The following is a 22,789-nucleotide window of genomic DNA, read 5'->3' on the forward strand; positions in this document are numbered from 1 at the left end:
CTTTTTTCCTTGAGGACGTCATCCGGATGGGGGCTCGACGCATTGTGGTCAGCAAAGGCCGCGCCGGCGTCATCCAGGCGACAGCAGCGGCTCAGGATCAACCATGAGAGGCGTAGTCTGGGAATGCAAGCAGATGTAAGTGCTGGTCGAGGGCCGGTGAATGCTGTCGAACTTGCATAGACTCCCGCCCCCGGAGAAGTAGGAGAAGCATGAGAATCGAGATTGAGCCCGGTGTCCGCCTGTTCGTGGACGTCGAGGGAGAGGGCCTCGTGCCCGATGGCGCCTGGATGCGCGAGAAGCCCACCCTGGTCCTGTTGCATGGTGGGCCGGGCTTTGACCACAGCGCCTTCAAGCCGGCCTTCAGCGCCCTGGCCGACGTGGCGCAGATTGTCTATTACGACCACCGTGGCCACGGCCGCAGCGATCCCCGCCCCAGCAGCGAATGGACCCTGGACACCTGGGCCGATGACGTCGTTCGGCTCTGCGAGGCTCTGGGCATCGTCAAGCCCATCGTGCTCGGGCAGAGCTTCGGCGGCTTCGTGGCCCAGCGCTACATCGAGCGCCATCCGGACCATGCGGGCAAGGTGATCCTGTCCAGCACCTCGCACCACATGGGTCTGGATCGCAAGATCGAGGGCTTTGTGCGCCGTGGCGGCGAGGGCGTGCGCGAGAAGGTGCGCGCCCTGTGGACGGAGCCCACGCCACTGACGTTCGCCGCCTACTGGGAAGCCTGTCGGGACCTCTACACCGCCACGCAGCAGACCGACCCCATGGCTGCCCAGCGCACGCTGCTGAAGCTGGACATCCTGCTGCATTTCATTCGTGGCGAGATGCAGGGCATGCAACTCGCACCCGGCCTGGCCCGTGCACGCTGCCCCGTGCTCGTTGTGGCAGGCGAGGAGGACCCGGTCTGCCCGCTGCAGGATGCGCTGGAGATCGCCGAGGCCTTGCCCTCACGCTGCATGCAGCTGGCCCGCTTCCCGGGCTGCGGCCATGGCGTTTGGCGGGACGATGCCGCAGCGGCCTTCGAGCGGCTGCGGCGCTTCATCCTGGAGTGAGTTCGGTGCTCAGGCTCAGGTGCCTGGGTCGGCGGGCGGAACGCCGTTGGCGGGACGGTGTCAAAGCGGGGCGGGCTGTCCAGCGCCCGGCAAACGCGCGGGCGCAGGCAGGCTGCATGGCGTGACAGGCGCTCAGGTGGCCAGCAGGGCCTTGAGCTCGCGTTCCAGCAGATGGGCCTCGCCCAGGTTGACCTCGATAAGGCGGCGCAGGTGGGTGACGCTTTCGATGTCGATGCTGCGCAGGATGAGGCCGGCCCGTTCGCCTTCGAGGTGGGCCACCTCGGCGCCCATCACGATGCGCTGGTCGCCGCCATCCAGGCGCACACACAGCAGGCAGGGTTCGCCCATGGCGACGAGATCGGTGCCGGAGAGCTTCAGCAGAGCGCCCTTGAGTGAGAGGTCCAGCACGCCCACGCTGAGCCTGGCGTCAACGGTGACCAGCTCCGCCGGTGCATCGAAGCTGACGCGAGCGAAATGGCGGCGATCCTGGGGCTTGTTCATGGCGGTCTCCGACCGTGGCGCTTCAATCAGGCCATGCTAGCAGGGGCCTGGGCCCCCGGGCCTCGCGCCAGGCTCAATCAGGCGCGTAGATTGTGCTCATTTCAATGGCTTCCTCGAGTCGGTCGGGAGCGACCGCCTCCAGGCCCAGGGATTCCAGCGTGTACCAGCAGGCGCGAAGCAGGGCACTGGTCTCCTGACGCGCCTCGCTGTCCAGCAGGGCGCCCAGCTCGCTCACGCGATCCAGCGAGGGTTGGCGGTTGCGGGAGCTGATGTGGCTGCGCGGCAGCTCCACCGGAGCCTCGTGGTTCAGGGCCACCTCCGTGAGCAGATGCTGAACCTCGTCCTTGGGCGGCATCGACATCACCAGACGCCCCAGATCACCCAGCAGCTTCTCGGCAGCGCCCGCCAGCAGGCGTGCTGCGTGGTCGCTGCCCCCGTCGATGTAGAGGCCGGCCGCGATGTCAGCATATTCAAGCGCCAGGGCCAGCTTGGGCATGTCTGCGTTCATGGTGCGTGCGCGCGGTAGGGTGGCGGATGGTGCGAGCGACGGCCGCTCGGCAAGCAGAATCCCTCCGGACATCTTGTGCCCTCTCTCCTGTACGTTTGAGCCTGGGAGTGTAGGTCTGCGCCTTGCCCGGCCAGAAGTGCCGGGTCTGGTGCTTTGTCACGGTTTGTGTGTGGCACGGCTGATGGTTTTCCCGGCGCCGAAAGTCTGCGCTATTGTTGCGCAATCCAGTTCTCCGAGGAGGCCTTCATGAGCAGAACACGACACCAGACCCCCCTGCAAACCTTGCCAGATCCCGAGCGCCGCGAGGCCCTGCAGGGCCTGGGCACCTTGGGCGCTGGCCTGCTGCTGCCGGGCCTGGCCCTGGCCGCCGACAAGAAGGAGGACACCTATGACGAGGATTCCATCCTGACGGCTGCTACCGATTTCTTCGGCAGCACCACCGAAGGCCTGGCCAAGGTCATCGAGAAGGCCTTCAAGGAGCAGGGCCGCCCCAATGCCTACATCAAAGGTGAGGAAGCCAGTGCCGCGGTGACCATTGGCCTGCGCTATGGCGATGGCCAACTGATCATGAAGGGTGGGGGCAGCGCCCGCGTCTACTGGGCCGGGCCCTCCATTGGCTTCGACTTCGGTGCCAACGCCTCCAAGGTCTTCACCCTCTGCTACCACCTGCCCAGTACCGCGGCGATCTTCCAGCGCTTCCCTGGCGTGGAGGGCAGCCTCTATTACATCGGCGGCGCAGGCATCAACTATCAGCGGCTCAACGGCATCACCCTGGCCCCGATCCGCCTGGGCGTGGGCCTGCGCACCGGCGCCAGCGTGGGCTACATCCACTACCGCCGCGAGAAGTCCTACAACCCCTTCTGAGGCGGGCGCCGCGGCCCGTACGCTGGCCAATCCCGAGCTGGCTGGGGGGCTCAGGCCTGAAACGGCCGCATGCCGGCGGTCTCGGCTTGGCATATTGGCCCTGCCCGCGCGGCGCCAGGGCGCACCTCTGCGGGGGCGTCCGTCAAGCCCCGGGTTCTCGGGGTTTTCGATGAGTATTGGACCGACAATGCGCCCCGCGCGAGTGGCCACTCACAAGTCATTTCGGGGGCTTGCCCGGGGCGGTGCCCGGATGCATGCTCAGTGATCAGGGTCAAAACCCGAGGCAGTCCCTGCGACGAGCATTCGCTGCCATATTCGAACAATCACCGATCAGAAATCCGGAGAGATTCCATGCCCCCGCCCAACCAGGCTTCCCTCGACCTTCCCTCCACCTTCCTCGTGCCCCTGGCTGCCGTCGCTTCGCTGCCGGCCCAGGACATCAGCGCCGAGGTGCTGCTGGAGAAATACGCCAAGGGCGACGAGCAGACCCTGGACGAGCTCCGCGCGCGCGTGGCCCGCGCTCTGGCCCAGGCCGAGGTGCCCGAGGCCCGCGCCCAATGGGAAGCCAAGTTCCTCGATGCCCAGCGCCGCGGCTTCGTTCCTGCCGGCCGCATCAATTCCGCCGCCGGCACCGAACTCAGCGCCACGCTGATCAACTGCTTCGTGCAACCGGTGGGTGACTCCATCGCCCTGGCCGATGACGGCGTGCCCGGCATCTACACCGCGCTGACGGAAGCCGCCGAGACCATGCGCCGCGGTGGTGGCGTGGGCTATGACTTTTCCCGCATCCGTCCCAAGGGCGCCTGGGTGGGCTCCACCCAGAGTAGCGCCTCCGGTCCGGTGAGCTATATGCGCGTCTTCGACCGCTCCTGCGAGACCGTGGAGTCCGCCGGGGCTCGCCGGGGCGCGCAGATGGGCGTGCTGCGCTGCGACCATCCGGACATCGAGGAGTTCATCCACGCCAAAGACCAGGGCGACCTGCGCAACTTCAACATCTCCATCGGCGTGACCGATGCCTTCATGGAAGCCGTCGAGGCCGATGCCGAGGTAGAGCTCACCCACAAGGCCGAGCCCGGCAGGAAGCTCAAGAAGGCCGGCGCCTACCAGCGCGGTGACGGCCTGTGGGTCTACCGCAAGCTGCGCGCGCGGGACCTCTGGGACCAGGTCATGCGTTCCACCTATGACCACGCCGAGCCCGGCGTGCTCTTCCTGGATCGCATCAACAACGACAACAACCTCTACTACTGCGAGCGCATCGACGCCACCAACCCCTGCGCCGAGCAGCCCCTGCCGCCCTACGGCTGCTGCTGCCTGGGTTCGGTGAACCTCACACTCTTCGTGCAGGACGCCTTCAGCCCCAACGCCCGCTTCGACGAGGAAGGCTTCGCCGAGGTCAGCCGCACGGCCACGCGCATGCTGGACAACGTGCTGGACGTGACCCCCTGGCCGCTGCCCGCGCAGGCGCAGGAGGCCCGCAACAAGCGCCGCGTGGGCCTGGGCTTCACGGGCCTGGGCGACACCCTGGTCATGCTGAATCTGCGTTATGACACGGAGGCCGCTCGCGAGATGGCCCGCCGCATCAGCGAGGTCATGCGCAATGCCGCCTATGACGCCAGCGCCGACCTGGCCGTCGAGCGTGGCGCCTTTCCGCTGTTCAATGCGGACCTGTACCTGTCGGGCGGCAACTTCGCCTCGCGCCTGCCGCAAGGGCTCAAGGACAAGATCCGCGCCCAGGGCCTGCGCAATTCGCACCTGCTGTCCATCGCGCCCACCGGCACCATCAGCCTGGCCTTCGCGGACAACGCCTCCAACGGCATCGAGCCTGCCTTCAGCTGGAGCTACACCCGCAAGAAGCGCATGCCCGATGGCAGCTTCAAGGAATACGCCGTCGAGGACCACGCCTGGCGCCTGTACCGCCACCTCTTCGGCAAGGATGCCCCGCTGTCAGACGCCTTCGTGACTGCGCTGGAGCTCTCGGCCTCCGACCACGCCGCCATGGTGGCTGCCGTCGCGCCCTATGTGGACACCGCCATCTCCAAGACGGTCAATGTGCCGGCCGACTACCCCTACGCCGACTTCCAGGACCTCTACACCCAGGCCTGGAAGAGTGGGCTCAAGGGCCTGGCCACCTACCGGCCCAACAGCGTGCTGGGCTCGGTGCTGAGCGTGGAGCCAGCGGCCGCACCCGAACCGCTCAAGCCCGTGTCCGAGGAAGACGGCACCAACCGCCGCCTGCGCCTGGAGCGTCTGCCCAATGCCGTGCTGGCATCGCTGCGCTGGCCCAGCCGACCCGAGCTGCCCAATGGCAACCCGGCTTGGAGCTACATGATTCGCCACCCGCATGGCGACTTCGCCCTTTTCGTGGGTGAGTTGCCGGCGGAAGGGCCGGACGCCGGCCTCTTCGGCAAGAACCTGCCTTTCGAGGTGTGGGTCAATGGCGCCGAGCAGCCGCGCGGTCTGTCCGCCGTGGCCAAGACCCTGTCCATGGACCTGCGCACCAATGACGCGGCTTGGCTGCGCCTGAAGCTGGACGCCCTGGCCACCGTGGCCGAGGAGCGCTCCTTCGAGATGCCCGTGCCGCCGGGTGGCGAGCGCCGCCTCTTCCCCGGTGTGGTCGCCGCCACCGCGGCCGTGATCCGCTGGCGCTGCGAGCAACTGGGCGCCCTGCAGGAAGGCGGCCCAACGCCCGTGCTGGACGCCATGTTCAGCCGCGAGGAGCCCCGCACCAGCACGATGGGGACCCTGGCTTGGGCCGTCGATGTCGAAAACCCCGCCACCGGTGAGCAGTTCACCCTCACCCTCAAGGAGGTGACCCTGCCCACGCCGGATGGCGGCCACCTCACCCGCCCTTGCGCCATGGGCTTCTCTGGCAACTACCCCAAGGCCCTGGACGGCATGGCCCGCCTGCTGTCCCTGGACATGCGGGTGATGGACCCGGCCTGGATCGGCATGAAGCTCCGCAAGCTGCTGAACGTGGGCGAGCCGCTGGGCCATTTCATGGCACCGGTGCCTACCCTCAGTGGTGAGCGTCGCCAGCAGATCTGGCCCTCCACCGTGGCCTATGTGGCTCGACTGGTGATCCACCGCTACGCCATGCTGGGCATCCTTGATGAACAGGGCATGCCCCTGGTCGAGATGGGCCTGCTGCAGGCCCCCGCGCCCAAGCTCGCCGGCGGCGGAGCCACCATCCCTGCCATGGCGGGCAAGCCCTGCCCCGAATGCGGCAATGCCACCATGATCCACAAGGACGGCTGCGATTTCTGCACGGCCTGTGGCTACGTGGGGCAGTGCGGCTGAGGTGTGCGCGGCCCCATAAGGTGAAAGCTTGTGTGGGTTACGGCATAAGCTGCAAGTTTCACGGCATAAGCTGCAAGTTATTACGCCATAAGCTGCAAGTTCTCTCGCTCCAAAGTTGGGGGTAGCCGCGCCGGCGACAACTACTCTAGAGCCCGTAGCGATTCATTCGCTGCGGGCTCTTCTTTTTGCGATACACGCTTCCGCCGCGACTAGTGCGGGGGAATGCGTAGCGTTGTCGACCACGCGCTACGGCGCTTTCATTTGGATCGCCGGGGCGGCGCTCCAACGCCACCGCACCGTGCCCCAACCTGCCGACTACAAGTAGAAGTCTTGAATCATTTTCAGGAATGGAGCCTGAACGCATCCGAATACGGGCTCGAGTCTGCCGGCTTGTGGAACCAAGAATTCGAGCAACGGATAGGTTGGCGTAGTGTGTCCGACACTTCTCAAACCCGCTAGATGACCCAACCTGAAGAACGCGCAGACGCAAATGAAGTCATCGAATATCTGCAGTTCCAAAGCTCTACGTTGTCGCTCATCCAAGTCTTCTGCCGGTGGAATGGCTTCATACAGCGAGAATTCGGCAAGTGGTGGTGGATAGACATCCTCGTCGAGAAATCGCTCGAGCTCCCGGCCTGTCGTACTCTCATCAAAGATCATCCAGAGCGGATGATCGAGCCACCGAGTAGCCATCCGACCGCGAGGATGGGAATCCACGGCTGCGACTAGGTCAAACCCATACCTTCCTCGCGCACCTCGAGTTGGTGCTCTGTCGCCCTTCAGGTATTGGTACATCAGCTTCGAGTTGCTTTGCTCCCGTCCGTTGGCTAATGGGGGGGAAAACCGCTTCGAAGCGCCGGACGCCGTAAAGCCCGTGTGAAGCAAGACTCCGTAGGCCCAGGACATTCCACGGAGCCCTGCCATTCGGCTTGATATGTCTTCCTGTTTCAGTTGATCTGTCGGCGCCGGCTGTAAACAGCTCCCAATACCTTCTTCTATGTTTTCCATGAAGTGTCAATGCCTGCCTGTGTAATCGCGAATATTGTGCAAAACACTGCTCATGGGTGCAGCTGGCAGTGACGGCGCGTAACCTTATGGTTGAGTATTGATTGGCAAGTTGAGTGCGCATGCCAAGGGGGTTCGATAGACGGAGTGTTTGAATTAAAGGATTGCGGCATGGCAAGTATTGGGCAGGCAAATTCTTCGGTCGCAGACGAGCTGCTGGCGCGACATGGGCCACTAATCGGCGGGGTTGAATTGGCCAAGGTGCTCAACTTCAACAGTATGGCCGCATTTCGGCAGGCTCTTCGGCGAGGCACGGTGCCTGTCCGTGTTTTTGAGCTGCCTGGGCGTAGGGGAAAATTTGCATTGACGCGCGATTTGGTGGATTGGTTGGTTGCTCTGGAATTGAGATAGTTTGATTTTATGAAGTTGCAATTTTGACTGTTACCGAAGATGCAAGTCGCGATGGAATCTGAAAGCGCAGATGTTGATCTCCATTCAATCCACGGCCCGATCAGGTGGATTAAATATCCGAGCAATGGGGCTGTCAGGGCTAGAAAAGTAATCTCACGCTCTAAAACGCGCGGTTCTGGTAAATATCCAAGCTGGAAGATGGGGCGAATGCTTCATTGGGAGTCAACGCATGAGTTGAACGCCTTTCGGCTGCTCGATGCAAACCCGGCGGTATTGAGCATTTCTGAACAGCCGCTGACCATTCGATATGTGCTGAACGGTGTCGAGCATGATCACTACCCGGATATCCAGGTGGTGACCGGGCAAGGGAAGGAGTTGTGGGAGGTAAAGACGAGTGAAGACGCTTCCAGACCTGAAGTGGTGCAGCGGACTCAGCTACTGACTGAGGCCCTGCCCGCGTTTGGCTTCACGTACCGAGTGGCAGTGGCCGAAGATTTGGCCATGCAGCCCCGGCTGACAAACCTGCTCTTCGTCTTGCGGCATGGCCGAGTGGACATCCCGATCGTTGAACGTGAGCGGATCAGGATTTTGCTTGCAAGACTGCCGAACTTGACCTGGGGCGGGGTTCGGCGCGGAGCGCTGGGCACCAAGGGACTGAACTATGCATGCCGATTGATCCTGGAGGGCGCGCTCACGGTCGACATGTCCGGCGGTTTGCCGGACGACTTGCCAGTACGTGCGGCGCCGCCAGGAACGCGCACTCTGCTGATGAAAGTTGGGATGCGGACATGAGCTGTGTTGCCATGACCAATAGCGGAGCTGAGGGGGCAATGCAACTCGCCGGACCAACGGTAGTCCAGTCACTGGATATCCGAGGCGAGACAGGCCAGTCGCGCCTCACGTCGATCTGGGTGACGAGTGTCCATCGTCCACTCACCGGATTCGTCTATCACTTTCAAATTGCTCCTCTGCGAGCGCCGAAATCACATGGGTGTTAGTGCCTTCGATAAGAACGCAACCTTCTACATCGAGGGGCGCGAGTTCCAGCTGTTGCGCAAGGTCGGCGACGACTTGTGGCAGATGGAGGAAGCCAAGACGAAGCGCATCATCGAGAAGACCGACTTCGAACTGCGCGCGCTGTATGTCGAGGGCAAGCTGGTCTTTGATCAGGGCGACGAGACCTACAAAGGTCGAAAGATCGGAAAAGCACATCGAGAGGTGCCGAGGCAGCTTATGGACGACGCCAAAGTCCGCAGAGCCTATGCCATCGAGGCGATGAAAGCGCCGAACACGCAGGGTGCACTCGAGAAAGTCGCGAGGCGCCTATGGATCAAGTTAGGCAAGCCTGACAAGTGTCCGCATTGGACGACCGTTTATCGCTGGGGCAGGGATCTTGTCAGCGCAGGGCACGACATCGGCGGGGTTGTCGCGCAAGTCGACAAGCGCGGGAATCGAACGCGTCGCTTTCCGCAGCCGGTGCTGGACATTGTCGAGCAAGCCATTGAAACCGAGTTCCTGACCGAAGAACGAAAGACGGTGCAGGACACGCTCGATGAGGCAGTCGCGAATGTCCTGCGGGAGAACAAGCTGCGGCCGAAAGGTAACACGCTGCCGATTCCGACGCGGCGCTTCGTCCAAGGTCTGATTGACGAGATCCCGGCGTTTGACAAATGCGTTGCGCGCTACGGGCGGAACATCGCGGTGAGGCGATTCCGTTCTGTTCAAGGCCACCGAGCCACCGATGCCCCACTGGAGCGTGCGGAGATCGATCACACCTTGATGGACCTCATGGTAGTTGACGACGACTCTGGCCTGCCGCTCGGGCGTCCGTTGCTGACGGCTTGCCTGGATGACTTCAGTCGCTGCGTGCTCGGAATTTCCATCGGCTTCGAGCCTCCCAGCTATCTGACCGTGGCACGGTGCTTGAAGCATGCCTTCCTTCCGAAGTCCGGGCTCAAGACGGACTTTCCGACGATCGAAAACGACTGGGATGCCCATGGCGTGATGCGCGAACTGTCCATGGACAACGGCGCGGAGTTTCACAGCGAGAGCCTGGAGGCCGCGTGCCTGTCCCTAGGAATCGAAGTCCACTACTCGCCGCGCAAGACGCCGTGGTTGAAAGGCAAGATCGAGCGGTTCCAGGGAACGCTGAATAACTCAGTGGCGCACATTGCGCCGGGGACGACGTTTTCGAACATCTTCGACAAGGAAGACTACGACCCCGTAAAACACGCTGTGGTGCGGCTCAGCACGCTGCGGCAGATGGTGCACAAGTGGATCGTCGATGTTTATCACGATCGGCCCCACCGAAGCTTGAAGGTGCCGCCAGCGGCGCTTTGGAAATCGAGCATCCGCCCAGAAGACATCTTGCTGCCGGAGGATCCAGAACGGTTGGATGCCCTCTTGGGACGCCGTGCCGAGCGCGTCCTGACCCACAAGGGCATTGAATTCGAGGGGCTCTTCTACAACTCGCCGGAGCTCAAGGTGCTTCGTGATCAGCTCGGCGAAAGGCTCGCCGTTGAGATTTGCACCAACGACGGGGACATCGGTTCGATCGTCGTGCTGTCGCCGGACAAGAAGCGAATGTTTGTCGCGCCGGCATTGGCGCAGGCCTACGCCAAGGGCATGACCGCCTGGCAACACAAGGTCTGCAAGCGGTTCGCAGCCAACAACTTGAAGAAATACGACTCGACAGCATGGCTGGAGGCCAAGGCACAAATTGCGGAACTGATCCGCAAGGAATTCGCTTGGCACAAGAAGACCAAGCCGCGTGGCGCGAAGGCCAGCAAAGCCAACAGCCGTACGGCGCGATACCTCAACGGCGGGGATCAACCGGCACAGGGCACCGCGGACGCCATCCCGGCTGGCAACGGCTTGCCAGCCGCTTCGTTCGGCCCCGAGAAGCCCCAAGCTCTTGCTGCGCCTCCAGCTACGCCGGCGCTGTCAACTGCGGTGACGCCAGCAACTGCCATCCCTGCATCGCCGTCGCCGATGTCGGGCCGCCAGTTCACCCCCGTCAAGCGGCTTCGGCGCGAGACGCCCACGTCAACTGAATACTGAATGGAATAGCAATGGAAACTGAATCGATTCGTCGCGTGGTTGAGTCAACGCTTGTCCCCCACACGGCATTCAACCGAGCTGTGCAGAGGCTGAAACAGGGACTGGATTACAGCCTCGATTCACCGGAGCCCATTTGCCTCGCGATCGTTGGTGAGTCGCGGACCGGGAAAAGTCGCGTCCTGGAGGAGGTCGCGCTCGACATGCTTAACTCGCGCACGCCCGAGGGCGTGATCGTTCCAATCCTTCGTATCAGGGTTCCCTCCAGCCCCACAGTGAAGGGCTTGGCGGAGCTGATGCTGCGGGCTCTGGGTGACCCCAAGTGGGAGTCGGGCACTCAGAACAACAAGACGGCTCGGTTGCAGACTCAGATGAAGAAGGCGAAGACGCTCATGCTGATGCTCGACGAGTTCCAGCACTTCTTCGACAAGGGAAAGCGCAAGATCTTCCACGATGCGGCGGACTGGCTCAAGATTCTCGTGGATGAAACCAGGGTCACCTTGGTTGTGACGGGGTTGGAGAGTTGCTTGCCAGTGTTGTTGCGCAACGAGCAACTGTCCGGTCGCTTCTTGGCGCCGATCTTCATGCGCCGATTCAATTGGCTGGACGACGATGACCGTGGCGAGTTCATTGGCATTCTTGGTGCATTCAACGACTCGATGGCTGAGCACTTTGACATGCCTCGCCTGCAAGATGAAGAAATGGCCTACCGGTGCTAGTGCGCGACCGGTGGATTGATGGGCTACCTCTCCAAGTTCCTTCGTCAAGCAGTCTGGAATGCTTGCGATCGAGGCAGAAGCACGATCTCCCTCGAAGACCTTCACGAAGCGTATGTTGAGGCCGTCTGGGCGACGCAGGGGCCGTCGTCGGTGGACTCCCCCTTTGATCGGAATTTCTCCGTCAGCGCCACACAGGAGCGCATTGCTCGAGCGCTCTCGCTGGGCACTCATGCGGACGTCGACGAGCCATCTCGCCCAGTGCTGAAAAAGGCGTCTAAATCGACGGGAACTCTGGCCCAGACCCTGGTCGCCAGCTGAGTATGACCATGAAGCCAGCCACATGTGGATGGACCGCTGCAAGATGCCGCCTGAGGACGCCACCGTGAGGCCGTTGCTGCGCACCCCAACGCCTTATCCCACCGAAAGCCTCCTGGGACACGTTTTGCGCGTGTCGGAAGAAAATGGCTACGACTCACCTTGGCATGTCCTCAGTCTCGCAGGCATTGCTCAAGGTGAGATGCGGACGGCAGGATTCCCAGTTCGCAAGCTCGCGGCGGTGACGGGACGAAGTCCTTCCGAATATGCACACATCGCCTATCAGGATCTGAACAAGGCGGCCGGCTATAGGTTGTTGGGACACGCCTTAGGCAGCTCGTTGGTAAGTCAGCCGCTCCGCTTGAGTCGGCCGGCGTTGTGTCCCGACTGCGTCAATGAATCAGGGCACGTGGACGCCTTCTGGGATTTGAGCTTGGCGGTGGCCTGTCCTAGTCACGGCAGGTTGGCGATTTCGGCATGTCCGCATTGCGATGCCAAGTTGACGTGGTTTCGACCAGGCTTACTTCAATGCAAATGCGGAGGCGATCTTCTTGACGCGGCGCCGACGCTTGCCGAGCCTGCCTTGCAGGAGCTGATGCAGGTGATGTGCGCCAATTTACATCGTCGGCTGCCATCTACTCCGATGTTGAAATCGATGCCGACGCAGGCCTTGCTGGCGCTTCCGTTCCAATCACTGCTCGCGTTGGTCCGACAGCTAGGGCGCTTTACTCTAGGCGCTTCGGGTGGCCTGCGAGCAGTGTCTGACGCGGATCTGGCTCTGGCCGCGGCCAGCACACTATGCGAATGGCCATCCCGATTTCATCAGTTGCTACGCGTCGTTGATGCATCGCAGCAGGCGCGCGATAGGTCGACAACGCTTAGAAAGCGTTACGAATCGTTCTACGACGCCTTGTTCAAGGGGCGTGATGACTATTCGTTTCTGGAGGCCGAGTTCATTCGCTTTGGAACCATGGAGTGGGGTGATGGCATCGTTGATCGACGAATGCTAGGCGGGCTGCCCGTTGAGCGACGCTATATGTCGCTGAACGAGTTGTCGCAACGAACGGGAGTTGATCCCAGAACTTTGTCCAAATGGGCGAGGTCTGGAAGGCTGTCGATCAAGGAGATATCGACTGGAAAACAAAAGCGCTATATAGCTGATGCGTCCGAGTTGGCCCCTCCTCTCATTGCAGAAGGCCGAATGATGGGGGCCCGCTGTGCGGCGCGCTTCGTTGAACTGCCGGTCAGCGCACTTGCGGCGTTGAAGGCCTCAGGCCACTATGCATCGCGGCACAGTCCGGCCATGAAGCCAGGCTATCACGAGGCTGATTTGGAGGCCTTCAAGATTCAGCTTTTGACAACGACGCCAGTTGCCGAAGTTGATCCAGAAGTTCAGCGGGACGAGCAGGTGTCTCTCGCCTACGTGATGCAGGAAATTCGCTTCTGGGCAGGCGATGGAAAGGGACGCTTTGTCGCAGCCTATTTAGATGGAAAGGTGAAATCGGTCGGAAGAGCAGGGGAAGGTGTAGGCGGTATCTTGTTCAAGCGGACTGACGTCGAGGCATTTGCCAAGCGCTGCCGAACAGATGCGTCGGGCGAAGCCGTATCCATTCAGGAGGCTGCTCAGAGCATCGGCTGTCCTGTGGCCGCAGTTCCAGGCTTGGTTCACCAAGGCCTGCTTGAAGCGGTCCAGGGGGCGAACAGGACACGGATCCCGCGTGGATCGATTAATGCCTTTCTGGAACGATTCTCAGCGCTGCTCTCCATCGCCAAGGACTTGGGAACCACGACCGCCCGCCTACAACGAATCTGCAGGTCCTCGGACATCAGTACGCTTCGGGTTCCTACGACGGCGGAATGCGCGACGTTCTTTGTCAGCAGGTCAATGGTCGATGCGGTGAGAGCCGCCTGGACTGCAATACGTACGAAGCCGAAACGGCCAGCGGTAGATGTTCTCGAGACATATCTACAAAGTCTTCGACAAGCCGGAGTACCGCTGCCACGCAAGGGTATGGTTCCCAACAAGTCGGCAATCGCGATGGCCTGTGGCATTGACCGAAGCGCGCTAGCGTCCGGTAAGGACGCCGGCGTGCTCCTTGCGGCTTTTGCACTAGATGAGGCTGGATCATTTGACGGGCGTCAGCCGCGCTGACCCTCACGATCTGCACGGTGATGCGCTGCACGCGCCATGGCGAGGTGGCAGCTCATGGTCGGGGCGAGGCAGACCATGAGGGCTGCCATTGCCGATTCAGCCTTGGCTTTGGCATCCTAGCCAGCGCCACCAGTCGCGTGCGGCGCTCCACACAGCCCTAGATCTGACAGCCCGGCGCTCGGAGATGCTCCGGCAGGTCAGGGCTCGTACGGCACACCCGGCAACCTGACGGGGATGTCACTATTTCCCGTGAACTCCTTCAGGCCCTCGATGACCAGCAGTTGCTCGGCCAGCATGCGCTTTAGCTTGGCGTTCTCGACTTTCAGTTCCTTCAGCCGCTTGGCCTCGGCGACATCCGCGTCACCCCTCCTCGCGGAGCGGGCGGCACTTGAGCATCAGCTCACCGGCCAGATCGAAACAGCCGCTCCAAAGCTGTTCCAGCGGAGCCAATTTGGCGCATGCCCCCCCAAAAAGGAGGGGCTGCTTTCAAGCCGAAGGGCAAGTACCGTGCGCGCCAACCTGCCCTCCCTCCAGCTTGCCGAATTTGCGCAGAACTATTCGTTCGTGGAAGAGGCGAACAGACGCAAAAATTGCAGGGACTTTTTTCTTTCTAGTTTGGCGGAAAGAAGATTTCCATGCCCCCAGGTGGACGGCGAGATTACATATTTTTTCCACATTTGGTCAATCGGTGAGCTCATTTTTTGAAGCCGCTTCATCGAAGACTTTCCATTCTCGGTAGGGGTGGTTTTTGACAGGCGTTAGCTTTCCTGTTGGCTTGAGGTTGTTGATTGCATTTCTTCGCTTGGGGCTTTGCTTTGAGCTCCAAAGTGTATTAATTTTCTTATGATTTCTTCAGTAATGGAAAAGTACTGCATCCCGAAGTTTGAAAGTTCTTGCTTGACTTTGGCAGTGTTGGCTGCTTCTTCGACGCTTTGCCAAGCGGGAACCATCACATTGAAGACAGCGCCAGTGGTGCGCTGGGGAACAAATTTGGCACCCGCCATTGGCTACTTTGATTCACTCGGGGAAGCCTTTGCCGCCCTTGTGCAATATCAGGCGGCTCATTTTGACAAGTCATTGGCGGAAATCCCATTCTATGCCGATCGAGCTGCCGGCAGTCCATTTGTGGATAGCGGCAGTAAAAACATAAACGGGATCGACAATTTATATTCGTGGGCAGCAAATCGATTCCGATATGTTCTGCAGAGTGATGGGTCTTATGTTTTGAAGTCTGACCCTATTACTTCTGGAATTGTCGCGGCAAATATGAATTGCCCGGATGGGGCTGTCTATAAATTCTCCAACACCACTCCCGACGGCAAAGTTCAGAAGGCCTGGTGTGAGGTGACTATCAAAACGCGAGACAAGCGGCGGAATGAGTGCGGGTATGGAAATCCGATATTCCCGGCGCCGGGTCTTAAAGAGCAAAGAGAAGTGGATTACCGGTCTGCAAGCGGCGCGCTACAAATGGAGCGAACCTATAGAAGTGATATTGGTGCATTCGCATCTATCGCCTCGCGCAGTGTTGGCTTTTCTGACTATCAGGGTGCAAATATTGGTGCGGCATGTGTGCCTCGAGTGTGGACCGAAATATCCTATTCGGGCGGTGAAGGGGTGCTTACCAAAACTGTACGATCAGGCTGCTTCCCTGTGTATCCTGATGGTTCTAAAAAGGCTCTACTCACCACGCGGGACGGGATGCTGGTGGAGTTCAACATCTTGGATGGTGTTGCGCAGTCCAGCACGAGCTCTAAAGAATCAGCGATCAAGGTCGTCGATTCAGGTGGCTCGACACGGTGGATGGTTACTACGGAATCAGACTATATCGATGTCTATGCTGATTCCGGCCAACTGCTTTCAAGCTGGTCCATGAGTGGTAGGAAGACATCCTATTTGTATTCGGATGGAACGGTCTCTACAGATATCGCTCCGGGTGCCGGGTATCTTCTTGCTCAGTCGGACGAATTCGGTCGATCCATGTATTTCACGTATGACAAGGCTGGCAACTTGTCTACTATGCAGGATCCTGTAGGGGGGGTGTACAAGTATTCCTTTGATCCTCAGAATCGACTGATAGGGGTTAGATATCCCAATGGGTTGACTGTTGATTATCATTGGGGGGAGGTGGATTACGCGCCTGGAGCTAATGGATTCCAGGCGCTAACTGGACGGTCTGAAACTTGGGGTGGAATTACTACTCGAGTTGGTTCATATGGCTATGACGCTGACGGGAATGCGATATCTACTGAAGGGCCAAAAGGGTTGAATAGATTTGTTGTGGCGAATCGCCAAACCAACCAAGTCGATCTTGTCGACCCGCTGGGTGCATCTAGGACGATGCAGTTCGTCGGGATCAACGACGTTCCTCACGTAACCTCTATTTCGCAACCGGCTGGGTCTGGTTGTTCGGCAGCTCATAAAAGTAGCACATTTGATGTTTATGGAAATGTGACGGTTCGTGATGACTTCTCCGGAAGTCGTACCTGCTATGCATATGCTGGTGGGCGGAATTTGGAAACGGTGCGCGTCGAAGGATTGGTTGCAGGGTATGGCTGCGCGGGTGTGATTTCGGCTGGAGCTAATCTACCGACTGGTAGTAGAAAGATAAGTACGGCTTGGCACCCTGATTGGCGTGTGGAGGTTGGTCGAGCAGAACCTAAGCGACGTATCAGTTGGATTTATAACGGACAGCCCGATCCATTTAATAGCGGCGCGATAGCAAGCTGTGCCCCGGTGTCTGCAAAACTGCCTAACGGAAAACCCATTTCAGTACTTTGCAAGCAGGTTGAGCAAGCAACGTCTGACGAGCGGGGGGTGCTGGGGCTAGCCGCAGTTCCGATCGGGACGCCGCGAACTTCTTCTTTTACCTATAACCAGTTCGGTCAAATGCTCACGAGTGTGGATCCACGTGGGTTTGTGACAGTATATGAATACTACGACAGCTCAAGTGCTGACTATATGGTCGGAGATCTTAAAAGTATCACCAATCCGGCTGGCCATGTAACTCAGTATGTGCGATACGATAAGAATGGACGGCTTCTGAAGGTCATGGACCCCAATGGGGTCATTAGTGAGATGACCTATACACCTCGTGGATGGTTGAAATCGTTGACGGTCACATCGGCGGGGGATGGTTACATTCCGCTAACTTCAAACTACTCCTACGATGGAGTGGGGAATGTTACTCAGACTACTTTCCCAGACGGCTCTGGACTGAACTACGATTACGATGAAGCGCACCGTCTCATTGGAATTTCTGATACTGCGGGTAATCGAGTTATTTATGAGCTTGACGCTGCAGGTAATCGGATCAGCGAGCGGGTTCAAGACGCCAGCGGCGTGCTGGCTCGCAATATTAAACGATCGTTCGACGCCTTGGGGCGTTTGCAGCAAGTAATCGGCTCTTCGCAGTGATTTGTGCTGGATGTGCTGAAGCTGACAAATGTCTGCGATACAAACAAATTCAGGGAGGGACTCTATGTGGTCGGATACTACATCCGGAGAGCGGGCGTGCGATACCGGGCCTAGGCAAAGACTAGATATTCTGCTTTTGCGAGGAATCGCGTCTGTGCGGTCACTGGTTGTGTTCCTGCTGGCGACTTTGAGTTGCAAAGCTGGGCTAGCCGCAACCGCTACCAGCGTCGCTCTTGTGTCCAGTCTGAACCCAAGTTACGTATCTCAGGCCACGACGCTAACGGCAACCGTGACGCCGTTGTCGGCAACAGGCTCCGTGACATTCAAGAGTGGAGCTACCGTATTAGGAAGTGCTTCGCTCGATGCTGGAAAAGCGGTCCTCTCGACCAGCTTCAGCTCCTCTGGCACAAGTAGCTTGACGGCGGTCTACGCCGGAAATGGCACATATGCCTCGAGCACCTCAGCAGCAATCAGTCAGGTGATCAAGGCCAAAGCTACAACCACTACAGTGTTGAGCAGCGGACTCAATCCAAGCGCCACAGGGCAGAGCTTGATTCTCACGGCGAAGCTTACGCCGTCGACCGCCACCGGCACAGTGACCTTCAAAGATGGGACGACCGTCCTGGGCACTGGTAGTCTTAGTGCAGGCACGGCTACCCTCACTACAAGTATTGCCGCTGCTGGTACTCACACTCTGACGGCTATCTATGCCGGAGACATCGCCAATGCTGCGAGCACGTCGCCCGGTCTCAATCAGGTAGTGAAAGCGGCCACTAGCGCGACGCTAGGCTCCAACGTCAACCCGAGTTTTCTGGGGCAGAGTGTTGTTCTAACGGCAAAATTGGCACCCATTACCGCGACCGGGTCGGTTACCTTCAAGAATGGCGCGACAACGCTAGGCACTGCTACGCTCAGCTCCGGTGTGGCTACCTTAACAACAAGCTTCAGCATAGCGGGAAATGCAAGTCTCTCAGCGGTTTATGCAGGTGATGCTGCAAATGCGGCTAGTACATCGGCTGTGCTAACCCAAGCCGTAAACGCTAAAGCTACTACCGCCACGACTGTCGGTACTAGCGTGAATCCAAGCTACGTGGGCCAACCTCTCACGTTGACTGCCGCGGTGAGCCCGTCTACGGCTAGTGGAACTGTGACATTCAAAGATGGTTCGACAATTTTGGGTACGGGCACCCTCAGTGGTGGTGTTGCGACACTGAGCACCAGTTTCAGTAGCGCAGGCACCCACAGCGTTACTGCTTCTTATGCTGGCGATGTTGGCAATGGCTCGAGTACCTCTACATCGATTGGCCAAGTGGTGAACGCCAAGGTGTCCACCACCACCTCCCTTGCTAGTGGATTGAATCCCAGCTATGTCAGTCAGCCGGTGACTCTCAAGGCTACGGTGAGTCCCGCAACCACTGTTGGCACGGTGACTTTCAAAGACGGGACCACCACATTGGGGACGTCCACGATCAACTCCGGAACTGCGACACTCACAACCTCATTTACTACTGTCGGCGCTCACAGCCTTAAGGCAACCTATGACGGGAACGCCAGTAGTAGCGCGAGCACGTCGGCGGCACTCACACAGACTGTGAAGACTAAGGCGACCTCATCGGTAACTTTGGACTCCTTCTCTAAGGCTTACGTTGGTGAAGTGTTCACCATCTATCCAAAGGTAGATGGCGCCTTCATTCTTAGTGGTCCGATGGGAACGCTGACGCTCTACGATAGTGGCGTTGCAATTGCGTCTGTCCCTACGCGAGCAGGCTCTCAGCCGGCTATGGCGGTGACCTTTGATACCGCTGGTACACATCGATTGACCGCCGTGTTTTCCGGCGACGACGCCAATTTGAGCAGCTCGTCGGCCGCGTTCGAACAACTTGTTCGAGCTAAGCGAGCACCGGTAACAGTCGACTTGTACTCAAGCTTGACACCTTCGGCTACTGGACAAAATGTTACATTGACAGCTACTTTGTCACCACCCACGGCAACCGGTGATGTCGTATTCAGAGATAGCGAATATGGGAACCTATCCGTCGATACGAGTGCCGCTGGTGTCGCCAAGCATGTCCATCAATTTAGTACGGCACGAACGTACAGTCTTACTGCGTACTACGTTGGAGACGATACTAATGCACCAAGCAGCTCGCCGGTGTTGGTGCAGGAGGTCTTGTCTAAATCTTCGTCGACAATATTGGTCGCCTCGTCTGCTTCTCTTTCGCTGAGGCAGCCCACGACTTTCACGGCATCGGTCAGCCCAGCCACATTGTCGGGCAGCGTGACGTTTAAAGACGGTGCTACGTCGTTGGGAACCGTGCCTCTTGTCGGTGGCGCAGCGAGCTACACGACTGGCTTTTCAACGTCCGGGACACATAGCGTTACCGCTACTTATTCTGGCGATGGAGTCTACGGGGCCAGCATTTCAAGCCCTGTTGCTGTGTCGGTGAGTTGCCTCCTCACCCTGAGCAGCTCTGCTGACACGATTGCTAGCGGCACGGCGATTACCCTGACAGCGAGTTTGGAAGGGGCCGCACTGACTGGAACCGTCGGCTTTGTTGATGGCTCAACGGCGCTTGGAAACGCTCCCATCAGTGCTAACAAGGCATCACTGTCAGTCACACTCGGCACTCCGGGTCTCCACTCGGTAAGGGCGATCTACGGCGGCGATGGCACGAGTGCACCATGTTCATCTGAACATGTAGCCGTGCAGGTCAATGGCGGTGGTTCAGGCGGCACTGGCGCTATGACCTGGATTTACGGCTATGACCCGAGCGGCAATCGCTGGGCCGATGTGGATCCCAAGGGAAATGCCGTAAGCCGAGACTTTGACACCCTGAACCGCTTGGTGCAGGTAGATAGCCCGCCGCCTTCGACGGGGTCGACTCCGCCCAGCGTCCGGATGCGCTACGACGAACAGGGGAACCTCGTCGCTGTCATTGATCCTCGAGGATTGGAAACATCCTATTCCGTCGATGGGCTGAGCAACTATGTTGAGCAGGCAAGCCCTGACACGGGAAATTCGGGGATGAGCTATGACACGGCGGGAAACTTGCTGGCTCGCACTGATTCGCGCGGCAAGATCACGCATTTCACCTACGACATGCTCGGACGGCTGCAGAGCGCAACCTATGCTAGCGGCACGCCCACGGTTTTCGAGTATGACGGTGGCGGTAGCCCTGTGCCATATAGCAAAGGTCGACTGACTCGTATTACTGATGAATCTGGCTCGACGAGCTATACGTATGACTACTTGGGTCACGTGTTGACCAAGACGCAAGTAATTGCGGGTATGCCTCCGCAGGTTCTGAAGTACTCCTGGGGTGCCAGCGGCCCGGCGTCAGAGAAGCTGGCGGCCATCACCTATCCCAGCGGCCTCCAGGTCAACTATGCCTATGACGCCGCCGGACGGATCAACGCACTCACCGCGAATCCTGTAAATGCCAACGGGGTAGGCACCAATGCCGGCGTAACTATCAATATCCTCTCCGCAGTGACCTACAACGGTGCTAACGAGATATCAGGCTGGACCTGGGCCAACGGTACGACTTATCGCCGAAGCTTTGATGAATACGGCCGCTTGGCGAGTTACCCTTTGGGTGATCCGAACGGCACCGGCCTTGCTGCCGGTCTGACGAGAACCCTGCGGTACGATCCGGCCGGCCTGATCCTTGGCTACGTGCATAGCAATGCGGCAGGCGCTCAGCCTGTGTTTGATCAAAGCTTCAGTTACGACAACCTGGGGCGGCTCACGGCGCACACACTGAGTGGTGCGAGCTACGGCTACAGCTACGATCTGACTGGCAACCGCACGCAGAGGAGTCTAGGCGGCACGGGCTACGCCGTGACACTTTCGCCTAGCAGCAATCGGGTTTCGCAGGCCCAGGCCCCGGGCGGCACCCAGGTGTTCAAGTACGACAACGCAGGTAACACCCTGGCGGATGGCGCCGTGGACTACACCTACAGCGACCGGGGGCGCATGAACAGCGCCTCCGTCGCGGGCGGGAAGGTGAGCTTCCTCTACAACGGGCTGGAGCAGCGTGTGGCCAAGACCGGGCCCGCGACACTGGTGCCTTCTGGGGCGAGCTATTACGCCTACAACGAGGATGGGCGTCTGGTTGGTGAGTACGACATGAACCTGGCACCGCTGTATGAAACGGCCTACCTGGGATCGATGCCTGTGGCGGTACTGAAGCAGACTGGGGCGGCAGCCAGCTCGACTCTGAACAACGTCGCCTACAACGTCTATTCAGACCATTTGGACACGCCGAGAGTGATCACTCGCAGTGCGGACGACGCCGTGGTCTGGCGTTGGGATGGGGCTGAGGCTTTCGGTGCGACTGCTCCAGACCAGAACCCCAAGGGACTTGGAACCTTTATGTTTAACCAGCGCTTCCCTGGGCAATTGCTGGATGTGGAAATAGGGAATTTCTATAACTGGTATCGAGATTATCTGCCGTTGCAGGGTAGGTATGTTCAATCCGACCCCCTTGGGCTAGTAGGAGGTATCAATACGTATGCATATGTGGCAGGGAATCCAGTTGGCTACGTTGATCCGTTTGGGCTGCAGACCTGCCTACTGACTACGGTTGGCCCTGGTGGCATCCGAGACCACGCTGCCGTGTATACGGCTCGCGGTGATGGCAGTGGCGGACCCGCGATCTATGATCCAGCTGGAGCATACGGGCCGGCACATCAGGCGGGCAGTGGCGACTTAATCATTGGGAAGGCGGCTAACATTCAGAAATACAAGGAATTCCACAAAGGGCAGATAGTTGAGACATCGTGCAAAAATACGTCTCAGGCTGAAGAGGAGAGCATTATCAGTAAGGCGGAGAGTCTTCCTTCTGCTGCTCCTTTCCAGTGCTCCATTCGCAGTTCGACGGCACTGGGCGGCCACCCATCCTTCCCGAACGTTAAGCCGGGAACATTCTGGCCAGGAAATTTACTACGTCAGGTTAGGAGTGGGCAGTGAACATTCCCATTGAGAGTTTTGCGGTGTATCTGTTGGGCTTTATCGGGCTTGCTGCGACGGGTCTTGTGCCGTATCGGTCTTGGTTGCTAATCATTGAGTTGATTAAAAGCGAAGGGCGTCGGCGCCGAAGGCGCTCGGTGCTCGTCGTGGCTGCTGTGATCTCTGCTGGTGCGCTGTGGAGCGACATTCAGATCGGCGCGCGGGTCTTTACTTGCCTTACCGAAGCCTACTGTGGGCCAGGCGTCGCAAGTGGGTGGGGATATCTTGCAATGCTTGGAGTTGTCTACCTTGCTTTCGAGGCTTTAAGCTATTTGCTGCGCAAGGCGGCTCGAGGGAGCGGGGTCTGCCTTCAGTCTCGTATATTTAGGTGAGTTCCGTAGACTGGTAAGCCCGGCCTACTTCAGCGCCCTCAAGCGGGTGGGCCAATACGTCGTTCCGAACGCGCACGGCAGCAGATCGGGCACAGCGAGTTGTGCTTCCGCCGGCTTCTCTTGCGCGAAGCTCACCGCAAGGGAA

13 protein-coding genes and 2 pseudogenes are annotated in these 22,789 nt (G+C 59.3%); 12 read left to right on the forward strand and 3 right to left on the reverse strand.

What is annotated here, in order from left to right; genetic code table 11:
• The first annotated feature begins 209 nt into the window (after positions 1-209).
• Positions 210-1,058 (forward strand): alpha/beta fold hydrolase, encoded by an 849-nt coding sequence (locus H5407_RS17265; RefSeq protein WP_183105722.1) that lies wholly within the window; start codon positions 210-212, stop codon positions 1,056-1,058.
• A 132-nt stretch (positions 1,059-1,190) separates the two neighbouring features.
• Here H5407_RS17265 and H5407_RS17270 read toward each other — a convergent pair whose 3' ends face one another.
• Positions 1,191-1,559 carry a PilZ domain-containing protein gene (locus H5407_RS17270; protein WP_183105723.1) on the reverse strand — a complete coding sequence of 123 codons (369 nt, stop codon included), beginning with the start codon at positions 1,557-1,559 and terminating at the stop codon, positions 1,191-1,193.
• Between the two features lie 73 nt (positions 1,560-1,632).
• Complete coding sequence (locus H5407_RS17275; RefSeq protein WP_183105724.1) at positions 1,633-2,067, reverse strand: hypothetical protein; 435 nt, start codon at positions 2,065-2,067, stop codon at positions 1,633-1,635.
• A 246-nt stretch (positions 2,068-2,313) separates the two neighbouring features.
• Here H5407_RS17275 and H5407_RS17280 point away from each other — a divergent pair, with 246 nt between their 5' ends.
• From H5407_RS17280 to H5407_RS17305, 6 genes are all read left to right on the forward strand, one after another.
• The gene (locus H5407_RS17280) at positions 2,314-2,931 is read left to right on the forward strand and encodes a DUF1134 domain-containing protein (protein ID WP_183105725.1); all 618 of its coding nucleotides are present in this window, start codon (positions 2,314-2,316) and stop codon (positions 2,929-2,931) included.
• A 351-nt stretch (positions 2,932-3,282) separates the two neighbouring features.
• Positions 3,283-6,228: an adenosylcobalamin-dependent ribonucleoside-diphosphate reductase gene (locus H5407_RS17285; RefSeq protein ID WP_183105726.1), complete on the forward strand. Its 2,946-nt coding sequence runs from the start codon at positions 3,283-3,285 to the stop codon at positions 6,226-6,228.
• 1,623 nt (positions 6,229-7,851) lie between these two features.
• Complete coding sequence (locus H5407_RS17290; RefSeq protein ID WP_183105727.1) at positions 7,852-8,436, forward strand: TnsA endonuclease N-terminal domain-containing protein; 585 nt, start codon at positions 7,852-7,854, stop codon at positions 8,434-8,436.
• 195 nt (positions 8,437-8,631) lie between these two features.
• Positions 8,632-10,704, forward strand: a complete 2,073-nt coding sequence (locus tag H5407_RS17295) for a Mu transposase C-terminal domain-containing protein (protein WP_183105728.1) — start codon at positions 8,632-8,634, stop codon at positions 10,702-10,704.
• 11 nt (positions 10,705-10,715) lie between these two features.
• A complete protein-coding gene (locus H5407_RS17300; protein ID WP_183105729.1) occupies positions 10,716-11,420 on the forward strand; it encodes a TniB family NTP-binding protein in 705 nt (234 codons plus the stop codon).
• Positions 11,421-11,760: 340 nt separating this feature from the next.
• Complete coding sequence (locus H5407_RS17305) at positions 11,761-13,887, forward strand: TniQ family protein (RefSeq protein WP_183105730.1); 2,127 nt, start codon at positions 11,761-11,763, stop codon at positions 13,885-13,887.
• 162 nt (positions 13,888-14,049) lie between these two features.
• On the opposite strand, the pseudogene H5407_RS24875 reads toward H5407_RS17305, so the two are convergent.
• A pseudogene (locus H5407_RS24875) lies at positions 14,050-14,252 on the reverse strand (IS3 family transposase); the annotation flags it as partial.
• On the opposite strand from H5407_RS24875, the gene H5407_RS17310 reads away from it, so the two are divergent.
• From H5407_RS17310 to H5407_RS17325, 5 genes and pseudogenes are all read left to right on the forward strand, one after another.
• A complete protein-coding gene (locus H5407_RS17310; RefSeq protein ID WP_183105731.1) occupies positions 14,182-14,592 on the forward strand; it encodes a hypothetical protein in 411 nt (136 codons plus the stop codon). The pseudogene H5407_RS24875 and the gene H5407_RS17310 sit on opposite strands and share 71 nt — an antisense overlap.
• Before the next feature lie 138 nt (positions 14,593-14,730).
• Positions 14,731-17,301 carry an RHS repeat domain-containing protein gene (locus tag H5407_RS17315; RefSeq protein ID WP_183105732.1) on the forward strand — a complete coding sequence of 857 codons (2,571 nt, stop codon included), beginning with the start codon at positions 14,731-14,733 and terminating at the stop codon, positions 17,299-17,301.
• A 64-nt stretch (positions 17,302-17,365) separates the two neighbouring features.
• Positions 17,366-18,604 (forward strand): annotated as a pseudogene (locus tag H5407_RS24880) (Ig-like domain-containing protein); the annotation flags it as partial.
• 21 nt (positions 18,605-18,625) lie between these two features.
• Complete coding sequence (locus tag H5407_RS17320) at positions 18,626-22,273, forward strand: Ig-like domain repeat protein (RefSeq protein WP_310737666.1); 3,648 nt, start codon at positions 18,626-18,628, stop codon at positions 22,271-22,273.
• The gene (locus H5407_RS17325; protein ID WP_183105734.1) at positions 22,270-22,644 is read left to right on the forward strand and encodes a hypothetical protein; all 375 of its coding nucleotides are present in this window, start codon (positions 22,270-22,272) and stop codon (positions 22,642-22,644) included. The genes H5407_RS17320 and H5407_RS17325 overlap by 4 nt, the downstream gene beginning before the upstream one ends.
• The last annotated feature ends 145 nt before the right edge of the window (positions 22,645-22,789 follow it).

It is taken from the genome of Mitsuaria sp. WAJ17, from assembly GCF_014174515.1.
Taxonomy (GTDB): domain Bacteria; phylum Pseudomonadota; class Gammaproteobacteria; order Burkholderiales; family Burkholderiaceae_C; genus Roseateles_B.